12 protein-coding genes are annotated in these 12,985 nt (G+C 66.2%); all 12 read right to left on the bottom strand.

Annotated elements, in window-relative coordinates:
* Positions 1–21: 21 nt before the first annotated feature.
* The 12 genes from FJX73_10980 to FJX73_10925 all read right to left on the bottom strand — a co-directional run bounded on the left by FJX73_10980 (position 22) and on the right by FJX73_10925 (position 12,948).
* On the bottom strand, positions 22–804 hold the full coding sequence (locus tag FJX73_10980) for a creatininase family protein (protein ID MBM3471297.1): 783 nt from the start codon (positions 802–804) through the stop codon (positions 22–24).
* Positions 801–2,096, bottom strand: coding sequence for an amidohydrolase family protein (locus tag FJX73_10975; protein MBM3471296.1), 1,296 nt, complete (start codon positions 2,094–2,096; stop codon positions 801–803). The genes FJX73_10980 and FJX73_10975 overlap by 4 nt, the downstream gene beginning before the upstream one ends.
* A gap of 14 nt (positions 2,097–2,110) precedes the next feature.
* The gene (locus FJX73_10970) at positions 2,111–2,944 is read right to left on the bottom strand and encodes a carbohydrate ABC transporter permease (GenBank protein ID MBM3471295.1); all 834 of its coding nucleotides are present in this window, start codon (positions 2,942–2,944) and stop codon (positions 2,111–2,113) included.
* On the bottom strand, positions 2,941–3,882 hold the full coding sequence (locus FJX73_10965) for a sugar ABC transporter permease (GenBank protein ID MBM3471294.1): 942 nt from the start codon (positions 3,880–3,882) through the stop codon (positions 2,941–2,943). The genes FJX73_10970 and FJX73_10965 overlap by 4 nt, the downstream gene beginning before the upstream one ends.
* 6 nt (positions 3,883–3,888) lie before the next feature.
* A complete protein-coding gene (locus FJX73_10960) occupies positions 3,889–5,148 on the bottom strand; it encodes a sugar ABC transporter substrate-binding protein (GenBank protein ID MBM3471293.1) in 1,260 nt (419 codons plus the stop codon).
* A gap of 69 nt (positions 5,149–5,217) precedes the next feature.
* Positions 5,218–6,009, bottom strand: coding sequence for an SDR family oxidoreductase (locus tag FJX73_10955; protein MBM3471292.1), 792 nt, complete (start codon positions 6,007–6,009; stop codon positions 5,218–5,220).
* The gene (locus FJX73_10950; protein ID MBM3471291.1) at positions 5,996–7,486 is read right to left on the bottom strand and encodes a carbohydrate kinase; all 1,491 of its coding nucleotides are present in this window, start codon (positions 7,484–7,486) and stop codon (positions 5,996–5,998) included. Before FJX73_10950 ends, FJX73_10955 begins: the two co-directional genes overlap by 14 nt.
* A gap of 1 nt (position 7,487) precedes the next feature.
* Entirely contained in the window at positions 7,488–8,300 is an 813-nt protein-coding gene (locus tag FJX73_10945; protein ID MBM3471290.1) for a BtpA/SgcQ family protein, read from the bottom strand.
* 2 nt (positions 8,301–8,302) lie between these two features.
* Positions 8,303–9,058, bottom strand: a complete 756-nt coding sequence (locus tag FJX73_10940) for a DeoR/GlpR transcriptional regulator (GenBank protein ID MBM3471289.1) — start codon at positions 9,056–9,058, stop codon at positions 8,303–8,305.
* A 60-nt stretch (positions 9,059–9,118) separates the two neighbouring features.
* A complete protein-coding gene (locus tag FJX73_10935) occupies positions 9,119–10,387 on the bottom strand; it encodes a hypothetical protein (GenBank protein MBM3471288.1) in 1,269 nt (422 codons plus the stop codon).
* A 20-nt stretch (positions 10,388–10,407) separates the two neighbouring features.
* Positions 10,408–11,271 (bottom strand): 3-methyl-2-oxobutanoate hydroxymethyltransferase, encoded by an 864-nt coding sequence (gene panB / locus FJX73_10930; GenBank protein ID MBM3471287.1) that lies wholly within the window; start codon positions 11,269–11,271, stop codon positions 10,408–10,410.
* Positions 11,272–11,310: 39 nt separating this feature from the next.
* Positions 11,311–12,948: a M1 family metallopeptidase gene (locus FJX73_10925; protein ID MBM3471286.1), complete on the bottom strand. Its 1,638-nt coding sequence runs from the start codon at positions 12,946–12,948 to the stop codon at positions 11,311–11,313.
* Positions 12,949–12,985: the final 37 nt, after the last annotated feature.

Genomic DNA, 12,985 nt, shown 5'->3' with positions numbered 1-12,985 from the left:
GTGGCCAGCCCTTGCCGGGGGCTATCCCGGCCTGAAGGCGTGGATCGCCCGGATCTCCTGGGCCAGCCGGGCGGCCAGGGATTCGAGGATCTGCCGGCCCTTCGCCGCGCTTGCGGCCCTGGCGTCGCCCACAACGCCGCTGGCAGTCAGGTCGCGAGATGACCAGGCAAAGGGAATCCCGCCGTCCGGGAACCCCTCCATCAAGACGGCTGGGGGATGCTCCGTGACCGCGGCGTCGGTGCGCACCGCCTCGGGCATGATGGCCAGCATCAGGCTCGTCTCATCATCGCCGGCGTGGAGATCGAGCCCGCCGCCCTCGTGCGGCCCGGTGTGGGAGGGCGTTCCCCAGATGAAGATCGGAAAGACCCACATCTCCGGATGCCGCACGTGGATGTCTCGCGCCGCAATCTCAACTACCTGTCTGTTGCCGCCGTGCGCGTTGAGCAGGACAAGCCGGCGGAACCCGGCGCGGTGAAGGCTCGCGGCCACCTCCATCAGCACGGCCAGCAGCGTACCGGCTTCCAGGGATATCGTCCCGGCGAAGTCGAGGTGCTCATTGGACTTTCCATAGTACAGCGGGGGCAACGCGAGCGCCGGCACCGCATCGCCCAGCCGCTCCATGGCCCCGGCGAGCACCGCGGGCCCAACCGCCGAGTCCACGAGCAGCGGGAGGTGCGGCCCATGCTGCTCGGTCGAACCGATCGGCTGGATGAGGACCGCGTCGGCCTTGTCTGGCATGTCCCTGACCTCCACCCACGTCAGGTGGGCGAAGGACCGCTGGCGAGGGATGGGCCAGCCGTTCATTCGCGGATCAACTCAATGTGCCGCTGCCGTGTGGTTCTCGCAACGACCCGGCCGCGGGCGATCACGTGGTTGCGATCGGCCTGCATCTGGAGAACATCGTGCAGGTTCTTCCCGTCGAAGACAAGCAAGTTGGCCTCGGCGCCGACCTCGAGTCCGTACCCTGACAGCCCCAGGGTTCTCGCCCCGTTACGCGTTACGATGTCGAAGGCGACCTCGAACCCTTGCGGCGTGGCCAGGTGCGCCAGGTGGACCATGAAGTTCATTGAGTCCAGCAAGTCCGCGCGGCCCAGAGGGTAGTAGAAGTTGTCCAGGTCGTCCTGCCCTGAGCAGACGTTTACGCCGGCGGCCATCAGCTCGTTCACGCGCGTGAGGGTCCCAAGCGCGTTGACGTTCGGGTTCGCCACGATGTTGATCCGGGCCTGCCTGACCAGGTTGATGACCCTGGCGGCGTGCGCATCCGGGTAGACGCGCAGGGCGCCGTTGTGGCCCGAGGAGACCCGGCCGTGGTACCCCTCGCGGATCGTCTTCGCGGCCAACATCTCCAGCGTCCGGAAGTTGGGGTTGGGCGCGTCGTCGCACAGCACGTGCACATCGCGGTCGAAGAGCTTCGCCAGATCGAAGCAGTAGTCAATGTGCTGCCGGGCGCCCTCGTCGTCCAGCTCGATGAACGGGATTCCGCCGACCACGTCGGCGCCCATCTCCATCGCCTGCCGCATCAGGTCTAGTGATGCGGGATTGGTCAGCAGGCCCTCCTGTGGAAAGGCGCACACCTGGAGCGTCATGGTGCGTCCAAATCGCTCCCGCGCTAGCAGCACCCCTTCCAGCGCGCGCAGGCCTGCGAACGAGTCCACATCCACAAACATGCGCATCGCCAGCGTCCCATGGGCGAGGGCGAGCTCGAGCGCACGGCCGACCCTGCCGGCGACCTCAGGCGGCGTGTACCGTCGCTTGAAGGCCCACGTGTGCTCGATGGGCACCACGTTGCTGTGGAGCAACTCATACTCCTGCATGCCAGACCTGACCTCGCCCTCGAACAGCTCATCCGGCCCGCCCAGCGGTTTGAGGGGGTAGTCGTACCGCCCCACGGACTCGCCGAAGAACGACTTGTCTATGTGGAAGTGGCAGTCCACAAAAGGCTCGGTCACCAAGCGGCCCGCGGCGTCAATCTCCTGGGCTCCCTCGGTGGGGAGGCGCGGCTCAACGGCCGCGATTCTGCCGCCCGCGATGCCGATGTCGGCCAGGCCGGCACGCTGGCGCAACTGCGCATGGCGGATGATCAGGTCAAAGGTCATTCGGTATCACCCTCCTACTCCCGGACCGCGCCCAGGGTAAGCCCACGGACATAGTACGGCTGCAGGATATATCCCAGTAGCAGCACGGGCAATACGGTGATCATCCCGATTGCGGCCATGTTGTTCCAGCCGATCTCGTAGGTGCTCATCGTCTCCAGGATACCCAGGGTCAGCGTTCGCGTCGTGCGTCCCGACAGCAGCATCGGCAGGAGGAAGTCGTTCCATGAGAAGGTGAAGGTGAAGATAGCCGCGGTCGCCACTCCGGGCACGGCAAGCGGCAGCGCCACGCGCCAGAACGCGCCGAACCTGGTACAGCCGTCGGTCAGCGCCGCCAGCTCCAGGTCGGCAGGCAGTGAGTGGAAGTAGCCGCGCATCATCCAGGTCACGAAGGTGGTGTTGAAAACGCTCTGCAGCAGGATCACCGCCAGGTATGTGCCCAGCAGGCGCATGTCCCGCATCACTAGGTAGAACGGAATCAGCAGCGCCACTGGCGGCGCCATGCGGATCGCCAGCATCAGGAGCGCGGAGTTCCCGGCGGCGCGCGACATGGTGCGGGCGAGCCCGTATCCGGCGGGCACGCCGAGCACCAGCGACAGCGCCGTTGTCCCCAGCGCGATCGTCAGGCTGTTCTTCAAGTATGCCGCGACGGGCACCATGGCGAACACGTTACGGAAGTTATCCAGGATCGGACGGAAGACCCACACCGGTGGGATCGCAAATGCGTCGCGTGCGGGCTTCAGCGAGGTCAAGAGCAGCCACACGATCGGGAAAAGGAAGAACCCCAAGATCAGGGTAAGCAGCGCGTATGTGATCACGTCGGCCGCCCGCCGGCGCCGCCGCATCTTCATTGGGTAACCCCCAGCTGCCCGATGGCGCGGAAGTAGGCGGCGGTAAACAGGCCGATGAGAACCAGCAGCAGGTTGGACATCGCCGCCGCGTACCCCATGTCGAAAAAGGTCAGGCCGGTCTTGAAGATGTAGTGGTTCATCACCTCGGTGGCGTAGCCGGGCCCTCCGCCCGTGACGACGAAGACCGAGTCGAAAAGCTTGAAGACGTCCATGGTCCGGATCAGCAGGGCGACGATAAGAATCGGGCGCAGCAGGGGCAGGGCCACGCACCAGAACTGCTGCCACCCCGAGGCGCCGTCAATCTGGGCCGCCTCAAAGAGATCGGCGCTCTGACTGCGCAGACCGGCGAGGAGCATCAAGGCCACCAACGGGGTCCACTGCCAGACATCCACTATGACGAGGGCCAGGAGCGCCGTGGACGGTTCGCCGATCGGACCGCGCCCGATGTGCACACCGAGCTCTTTCAGATAGTAGGAGAACACCCCGTAGTCGGCGTTGTACAACGCTCTCCAGACCAGCGCCACGACGATGGGCGTGAGGGTCAACGGCGCCAGCAGTAGCGTGCGGACCAGCGGGGCGCCTGGCCGGTCGCGGTTCAGCAGCACGGCGATGGCCAGGCCGAGCACCGTCTGGATGCCCACGGCCAGGGTCACGAACAACACCGAGTTCAAGGCGGCGATGCGGAAGGCCGGATCCGCGAACGCCTTCAGGTAATTGGCGAGCCCGGTGAACTTCTGAGCCTGGGTCGGATCCGTCAGGCTGTAGTTGAAGAAGGAGATATACAAAGAGTAGCCCAGAGGGTAGAAAGCAAAGCACAGCATGAACAGAAGGGCTGGGGCTGCCCAGGGGAGCAACCCCAGCCGCTTCAGCCACTTCTCCACCGGGCGCGCGGCCGCTACTGCCGAGCGGTCCGCGGTCGCTCCGGTGTACTCGCCCACCTTGTTCTACCGCCCAAACAGCGGCATCGCCTTGGCCTGAGCGTCGTCCAGAGCTGCCTTAGGGGACTTCTGGCCGGTTATGACCAGGTTGACCTCAAGACCCAGGATGTCCTGGATCCGCGGGTACTGCCGGATGCGTGGCCGGAAATCGCCGTCGGCATTCTCAAAGGACTTGCCCACCATCGCAAACCACGGGAACTCCGCCAGGAGCGTGGAGTCCGACGTCTCGCTGCGGCGGATGGGTTCACCGCCCAGGCGCACGAACTCCCGCCGCATGCGCTGCGAGGTGATCCACTTGATGAACTGCCAGGCCGCCTCCTTGTTGCGGGAGTCGCGGTTGATGCCAATGCTCCATCCGCCCAGCGGGTAGCGTGTGGGAGCGCCCGCGGCCTGGGGCAGAGTCGTGATGTCGCTGATCGTGGCCACCTTGGACATCGAGGGATCGCGATGGGCCCGGACGCCGGTGGACCAGGCGATCTGCATCATGGCCACCCCGCTGCGGAACGCCAGCTCGCGGTCACCCCAGGCGTAGCTGGTGGCGCCCGGCGGCGCGTACTTGAACATGTCCGCGAAGAACGTGAGGGCGCGCACGTTGACCGGGGTGTTGAGGGCGGGCATCCCCTCCTTGTCCAGGATACTGCCGCCGTGTATCAACATATGGTACATCCAGTCCTGCGCACACGGTGCCCCCCTGGCGCCGTTCATGACGATGCCATAGCGCCCGTCGCCGGTGAGCTTCTGGATGGCCATTGCGAACTCGGGCACGCTCCGCGGCGGCTTGATGCCCGCGTCCGTGAGGACCTTCTTGTTATAGGCGAGCACGCCCGCGTAGGCGGCGAGGGGAAAGGCGTACTGCTTGCCCTGCCAGCCGCCCAACTTCCACACCGACGGGAAGACATCATCGTAGGCGATCGCGGCGCGGTCGCGCTGGATCATGGGGGTCAGGTCCAACAGGTAGCCGTTCTCCCCCCACTCCCCGGTCCAGACGATGTCCACCGTATAGAGGTCGGCTCCCCCAGTGCGGCCCACGAAGTCCGCGATGGCCCGGGAGTACAGCTCGGCGTAGCTCTGGATCGTGACGTTGACCTTGATGCCGGTCTCCCGTTCGAACTCCGGCGCCATCCGGGTGAGCGCGCCGGAGAAGCGGTCCGACATCGAGACGAGGTTCAGGGTTGGCCTCGGCTGTGCCACGCTGCTTGACAGCGGCAGCAGCGCAACCACGAGGGCAACCACCAGGATGAGCCATGTTGCTCTCCACACCGTCATCCCTTGCACCTCCCATCGCGTGCGTTTGTTCTTTCGAGTGCGACGTGCAGTCCGGGCGCGCGCCCGCGTTCAGGCGATCCACGCGCCCCCGTTCACCTCGATGGCTTCTCCGGTAATGAAATCGGCGTCGGGCCCGCACAGGAACGCCACGACTCCAGCCACGTCCTCAGGGGTCTCCAGCCGCCCCAGGGGCGTGTCCTTCAGGTAGTCGCGGACCACCTCGTCGGGGTCGGCGCCCCGCAGCCGCGCTTCCCAGGCCACCTCGCGATCCTGCATCGCGGTTCTGACGTAGCCGGGGTTGACCGCGTTCACGGTGATACGGTGGGGCGCCAGTTCCCGGGCCGCGGCCTGCATCAGACCTAGGGCGGCGAACTTGGAGGCCGAGTAGTGCGCCAACAATGGCGCAGCGCGCCGCGCGGCCATGGATGCCGTGAGCACGATCTTGCCGCGCAGTTCCCTGCCCGGAATCGGCCCCTGTCCCACCATCCGCCTTGCGAAGGTCTGCATGGTGAGGAACGCGCCCCTGACGTTGACGCCGAAGTTGAGGTCCCACTCCTCTTCGGTCAGATCCAGGAAGTGGTTCATGGTCGAGACTCCCGCGTTGACTATCAGCAGGTCGAGCCGGCCGGCGGCGGCGTAGACTTCCTCCGCGACGCGCTCCAGATCGGAGCGGCTCGTAACATCAAGGATACGAGCGGTCGCATCGCCGCCGGACGCGGTAATCTCCGCCCCTACGCGCGCGGCGGCCTCCGCGTCTACGTCCGTCACCCATACGCGCGCCCCCTCGCGGGCGAGCCGGAGGGCAATCGCCCGGCCTATGCCCGACGCGGCTCCTGTCACGAGTGCCTCAAGCCCCAACAACGTGCTCCCTCCTCAGCTTCGGGTAGAGGTCCTTCAGCCTGCGATAGGTATCTCGGTATGTCCCGTAGATCTCCGCGTATACGGGCACGGCTGCGGCGTCCGGCTGGGTTATCCCGGCGATCCTGACCTGATCCCTGACCCGCTCCCACGGCCACAGACCCGCGGCCACACCCGCCACGAAGGCCACGCCGTACGCGCTGCCCGCGTGGCCGCCCTCCAGGTGACACACCTCCCTCCCCAGGACCGATGCGGTGATCTGGCGCCAAAGCGCGCTGCGCGCGCCGCCGTCCATGACGTAGAACCGCGCGACCGGGTGGCCCGCGGCCTCCAGTACCTCCACGTGGTGACGGAACGCGAAGGCCACGCCCTCTAGAATTGCGCGGTAGATGTGGGCAGGAGTGTGAGACAGTGTCAGCCCCAGGACGGTGCCGCGCGCCTCGGGGTCGTGCAGGGGCGTCTTCTCGCCGAGGAAATAGGGCAGCAGCACGAGGCCGTCGCTCCCCGGCGGGATCCTCGACGCGGCCAGGTCGAGGTCTGCGTACGAGGCGCCGGCATGGAACCGGTCCCTGAACCACTTCACCAGGCTCCCCGAGGTTGCCATGCAGCCGTTGATAACGAAGAGGCCCGGCAGGTCGTGGTAGTCTATGAACATCTCGCGCAGGGGCCGGAATCCGTCCACCGCGTAGAGGAAATCCCCTGCGCCGCCGAACTTCAACACCGCCTCGCCCCCGGCGGCCAGGCCTGCGGCCAGCGCCGCCGCGATGTGGTCTGCGCTGCCGGCCACGACCGGGGTTCCTGCCCGCACGCCGGTCTCCCGCGCCGCGCGGCCGGTCACCTCGCCGACGATCTCGTGCGCGCGCCGTACGGGCGCGAGCACCCCAGGCGGCAGGTCAACCAGGTCGAGCACCGGCGCGAACCAGGTCTCCTCCAGCGCATCCCACATGCCCGATTCCAGCGCCCAGTTGGCTTCCGTGTATGTCGCCCCTGCCAGCCGTTGCGTCAGGTGCTCGTAGGAACCGCAGATGCGGCGGATCTTCGGCCAGGCCTCGGGCTCGTGCCGCCTGATCCACCACAGCTTGGGCGGAATCACCTGTTGGTTCCACGTGGCGCCGGTACGCCGGAACAAGTCGTCCTCGGGAAGACGCTCTTTGCAGAAGCGGATCTCGTCTACCGCGCGCGCGTCGTTCTGCTGGATGGAGCGCCGGATTGGGTTTCCATCCCCGTCGAGCAGAAGCAGCGCAGGCACCATACCAGAGATCCCAACGGCGCGCACGCCGGAGGGGTCCTGGCCGGCAAGGACCTGCCGTGTCGTGGCCACCGCTCCCCGCCACCAGTCCTCGGGGTCTTCCTCCGCCCACCCGGGATGGAGGTTGACGAGATCGTGGGGATGCTCGGCCTCCGCCACGATCCGGGCGTGCTCATCCAGCAGGACCGCCTTGCACGCGGTCGTGCCGACGTCCACGCCCAGAGTCATCATCTCAGGAGAGGGCGCGCACCCCGCGCGCCAGTTCCATGAACTGCCTGGCCCGTTCGGGATCCACCGGGCTCCACGTGTCGCCGTTCACCTTGAGCGCAGTCCCAACCACGCAGCCGTCGGCCACCGCCAGGACATCGGCGACGTTATCGTGGCGAACGCCGGTGTTGGCCAGAACCGGCGTGGCCGGAAGCACGCGCTTGACCTCGCGCAGGTGTTCCAGGGGAGTCGCCTCGCCTGTGATCGGCCCGGAGACCAGAATAGCGTCCGCCACGCTCGAGAAGACCGCGCTGCGCGCACGCTCGGCCACCGTCCGGCTGTCCAGGGGCGAGGCAAACTCCGCGGATATGTTGTAGAGCAGGAACAGGTCACTGCGCCCAAGCCGGCGCCCGTAGCGCAGGGCCTCGGCGGCACGGCCTTCCCAGAGCCCCATGTCCGAGCCGTACACACCGGTGAAGATCTCCCTGGCGAACCGCGCGCCGGTGGCCGCGGATAGTGCCAGGGTGCTGAGCGGATCCCAAAGCACGTCCACGCCGAACGGCACCCTTATCTCGTCGCGGAGCCGTCCGATTGCATAGGCCATCGCAGCGGTCGAGGCGACGTCCACGCGCAGCTCATACGGCCGGTCGTTCTCGTTCCCGAACATCACCGCATCCACGCCGGCCGATTGCAGGGCAACCAGATCCTGCCTGGCCTGGCCGATCAGCGCGCTCATCCCTCCCACGTCATCGTGCAGCGGGGTGCCGGGGAGCGCCTGAAAGTGCACCATCGCGATCACGGGTTTGCGCGTCCCAAACAGGTCGGCGAAACGCTCCATGGCTAGACGATCACCACCTTCCTGACTCGCTCACGGAGAACTGCCTCGCGTGGACCGATACCCCTGTCCGTCACCAAGACGCTCAACTCGTCGAGCCGGCACACTTGAGCCAGCGCCTTGCGCCCGAACTTGCTGTGGTCCGCCAGCAGGATCACTTCCCTCGCCGCCCGGATGGCCAGCCGCTTCACCGCTGCCTCGTCCACGGTGCTGTTGGAAACCTCGTCGTCGTCCACGGCATCCGCACCCATGAAGAAGAGATCCCCGTGGAGTCCGCGCATGGTTTCTTCGGTCCACGGGCCAACCAGGCTGTACAATCCGTTGCGCACGCGCCCTCCGGCCAGCAGGACCTCTGTCTGCCCGGCGGCGGCGGCCTGCGCGGCGGGTAGGTCGAGCGCGATCACCGTGATGCGCTGGCCTGCCAGTTGGCGGGCCAGCGCCAGAGCGGTGGAGCCGGAGTCGAGAATGATGGTTGAGCCGGGGGAAACCAATCGCGCTGCGCCCTTTGCGATCCGCTCCTTCTCCTCGCGCATCAGGGCGGACTTCACCGAGAAAGGCGGCTCGTGCGCCGTGCCCAGCGCCCTCTGGAGGGCGCCGCCGTGGGTTCGTTCTATGAGGTTCTGCTCTGCGAGGTCGCTGAGATCCCGTCGGATCGTGGCGACCGACACTCCGATGGCCTGCTGCAGATCTGCGGTGCGCAGACCTCCCCGGGCCTCCAGTAACTGGAGGATGCGCTGGCGCCGCTCAGCGGGGAGATCCATTTTGATTGGTCGTGATTGATAGTAAGCGAGAATGATCGGAAAGTCAACGGAGTCGGATACCTAGCCGTCCACCTCCGGAGCATTCCCTCTGTGGAGGTTGCGGGCCGCCACGAACGCCAGCCCTCCCTCGGTCAGCGCCCGCGCCGTCTGGTTTAGCGCGGCGTGCTTGTCCAGGTAGTTGCGCTCCAGAAGCGCCATTTGACCGCTCGATTCCACCTCGGCCTTCTCCCGGAAGTAATCCAGAACATCCGAAGGGTGCTCGCGGGTCTGCTCCACCTCTGGGTCGCCGCCCTCGTGCTTGGCGGAGATGTTGGCGACGCGCCCGGCGACCTCGACCAGCTCGCGCCTCCGGTTGTAGGGCTGGCGCACGATGCTCTTCCACGTCTCGGTGATGTGGTGCTCGAACCGCACCACGGTCTCGAAGTCAAGCGCGCGACGCGCCTCGGCGCAGCGCTCGATCGTCTGGTTGTTCACCGAGTTGCTGAAGTTGAAGCCGATCAGGGGGCTGGTGCCGTCCGGACGCGAGAACAGCTTGGCGCCGATCAGCGTCCAGAGGACCGCGTAGGGGTTGTCGTTGCCCATGAACACCGAGATCTTGAACTCGATGTTCACCCCCAGCTTGTGCAGCAGGTACGCCAGCATCACCGTGCCCGGGTTTATGTTGAGCACCTGGGGGGTGCCGTAGTTCGTGTAGTAGTACAGAAACTCGTCCACCCACTTGAGGGCATGGTCGTTGGGCTGGCCGATGCCTCCAAAGTAGCCGGTGATGGTCTCAGGCCCGCCCAGGTGCACGTTGGAGCCGTCCGTGCCCTTGGTATCGAGCGTCTCCACGTAGCTGGCGCCCATGATCTGCATGGCCGCGGCCACGGCCGGCATGTCACCGTCGTCGGCCTCCGACTCCTTCATCCTGCGCACACGGATGAACCGCGCCGGCATCAGCTCTCCGCCGGCGATGGCCTGCCTGGCCTCGCTGATCAGCCAGGGGAAGTACTGCAGCGCGCTGATCTCCAGCGTGACGGCAAACTCCTCGGCGAAGACCCTCTCCTCCGCGCTCGGGCCCAGGATCCGGCGGCGATAGTCCGCGATGCTGATGAAGGCGCCGCGGTCGCGCTGCTCGGCCAGCCAGCGCAGGTCGGCCAGGTATGGAGACCGCATCGCCTCGAGCCGGGACAGCAGCGATGGAAGAGCGCGGGCCGACTCGGCCTTGCGGTTGATCTCCTCAGGGGTCCCGTACGGACGCATCACCTCGAGCAGGGCGTTCACCACCCGGTTGCCGGGATCCAGCAACAGCGCGTTGACTGCCTCCAGTTGAGCGTCGGAGACGCGCAGTCTCCCTCGAAGCTCGTCTTTCACGGGGCATCACCCTCCACCATGCGTTTTAGCTCGGCCATCTGCTCGTCGTCAATTCCAAACCCGTGTTCCGGCTGCGGGAACTGGCGGCCGATCACCTCGGCCACGTACTGCCTAAGGCCGTTTAGGATAACCTCACCTGCGTTGCCGTACACCTTGGCCATCCTGGGCTTGAAGCGCGGATACAGCCCGAACATGTCGTGGAAGATCAATAGCTGGCCGTGGGCATCCAGACCGGAACCGAGACTGATGATGGGGATGCTCGAACGCTCGGCGATCAGCGCGCACACCCGGTCGGGCACCATCTCCAGTAGTATGCTGAAGGCCCCGGCCTCCTCGAGCGCCATGGCGTCGTCAACGATCTTCTTGGCCTGCAAAGCGTCTCTGCCCTGCACCCTAAATCCACCAAGCGCCGACACACTCTGCGGTGTAAGCCCCAGGTGCCCCATCACCGGGATACCTGACCTGGTGATGCCCGCCATCCGGTCGGCCATCTCGGCGCCGCCTTCCAGCTTCACGGCGTCGCACCCGGTCTCGGCCATGAACCGGCCAGCGTTGCGTATTGCGCTCTCCACGGACGGCTGGTAGGACATGTACGGCATGTCGCCGATGAGCCAGCTGTTTGGCGTGCCCCGCCGCACCCCCTGAGTGTACCGGATCATGTCGTCCATAGTCACGGGCAGTGTGCCCGCGTAGCCCAGCATGGTCATTCCGAGACTGTCCCCAACTAGTACTATGTCCACGCCGGCCTTCTCGACCAGGTCTGCCATGGCATAGTCGTAGCAGGTGATCATCGTGATCGGGACGCCGTCGGCCATCTTCCTCATCAGCGACGGAAGCGTAACCTTCTTGCGATCGGTCATCTCTTGCTCCTTTCGGCCCCGGGCGCGCCGGGGCTACGGTTATCGGATCTCGTACCTATCGTTCTTATAGTTCGACTGGATCAGCCATCTACCTGGATCAACCTCGACCTCCTTGATCGCCGCCGGGGTCGTAACCGTCACCGTGGCCTCGCCACGGCCGGGCACCTCGACGCGGCGCACGACCCGGCCTTCACCGGCGCCGAACGCCACATCCACAGGCATAGTTCCGGTGCCGGTGTTGCGAATCGTCGCTGTGGTTCGGAACTCCCCCTCATCGGTCCGGGTCGTGGAGGCAGAGGCCACAACGTAGTCGGGCAGCACGACCTGGGAAATCCACTGGTCGAAGAACCATTCGAGCTTCGCTCCGGAGATCTCCTCCGCCACATCCCGGAACTCATCCACGCGCGCCGCCCGGCCTCGGGTCCGCTGGAAGAAGGCCGCCAGCGAGCGCCGGAACGCATCGTCCCCGATGACGAACCGCAGCATGTGGAGCACCAGGCTCCCCTTGCCGTAGATCACGCGGCGCGAGGCGCGCGGGCCGTAGTTGGCGAACGTGAACGATGCGATCGACCTGTCCTCTGGCTTGCCGGCGATCACGGCGTAGTCGTCCCTCTCCTCCTGCAGCTCACGGGCAAACGCCTCCGGCCCCATCACGGCCTCCACAGCCATAAGGGCCAGGTACTCGGCGAACCCCTCCGATAGCCAGACGAACCCCACTCCCTTGGGCACGGTCCGGCTGGGCACGTAGGAGTGGGCGGCCTCGTGTGCCATCAGGAGAAAGAGCCATGAGTCACGGTTGAGCGCGCCGGGCATCGTGCCGCTGAAGGCACGGTCGTCAATCAGCAGCATCGCTGGATACCCGATGCCCCCACCCACGACGATCAGCGAGACCACCTTCAGCTCGGTATACGGAAACGGGTAGAGCAGCCGGCCGAAGAACTCCACGGCCTGCCCGGTGTAGCCGGCCAGCTTGTCGAGGTTGCGCTCCTCGCCCGGGATCACGTAGATCTGCAGCCGCACGCCGCCGGCTGTCCGTTCCACCCGCCGGTGCCGCCTGCCTCCGGCCAGCGCGACCCAGGGCACCTCGACCTCGGAGTCCCACCGCACCACGTTCCCCTCTGCGGAGACCTGCCGACCCGTGGACACGGCCGCAAAACCCGCAGGAGCGGTGACCTGGATGCTCACCCGGCCCATGTTGGCGGAGTAGTCGCCGAACGGGCTTACCAGAACCGGGTACAGCGCGCCGGTGTGGAGCAGCACAAACTCGTTGTAAAGATAGAGCGGCTGCCCGTCGTACTCGACGGTCACCGTCTGGCGCGCCTTGGGGGACAGCGCCGGGTCAAAGGTTAGAAGCACTTGTGAACCCGTCCGTGTGAAGGTGACCCTGGCGCCTTCGGCCTGCACCGACCGGACGGTCAGCGCAGACGACAGCTCCATCCTGACCCGGGAGACCGGCTGTTCGGCCGTGATCTCTAGGGCGACCCGGGCGGTCCCGCGCAGCGTGCCCCGGCTCAGGAAACGCAGATCGCCTCCCACCATCTCCAGGCTCAGGTCAACCGGCGTGATCGAAACGGCGACCTCGAAGCCGCGGGCAACCACGTCTTCTAGGACTATCTGGCCAACTGCCGGCAGAGTGGGCGGCCAACCGACCAGTAGGGCTGCCAGGACCAAAATCACCGCCTTGCGTGCACGCGCCAGGATCCCCATGACTTAG

Source organism: Armatimonadota bacterium, from assembly GCA_016869025.1.
GTDB lineage: Bacteria > Sysuimicrobiota > Sysuimicrobiia > Sysuimicrobiales > Humicultoraceae > VGFA01.
The sequence above is the reverse complement of the archived record's forward strand: the minus strand, read 5'-3'. Positions and strand labels throughout refer to the sequence as shown.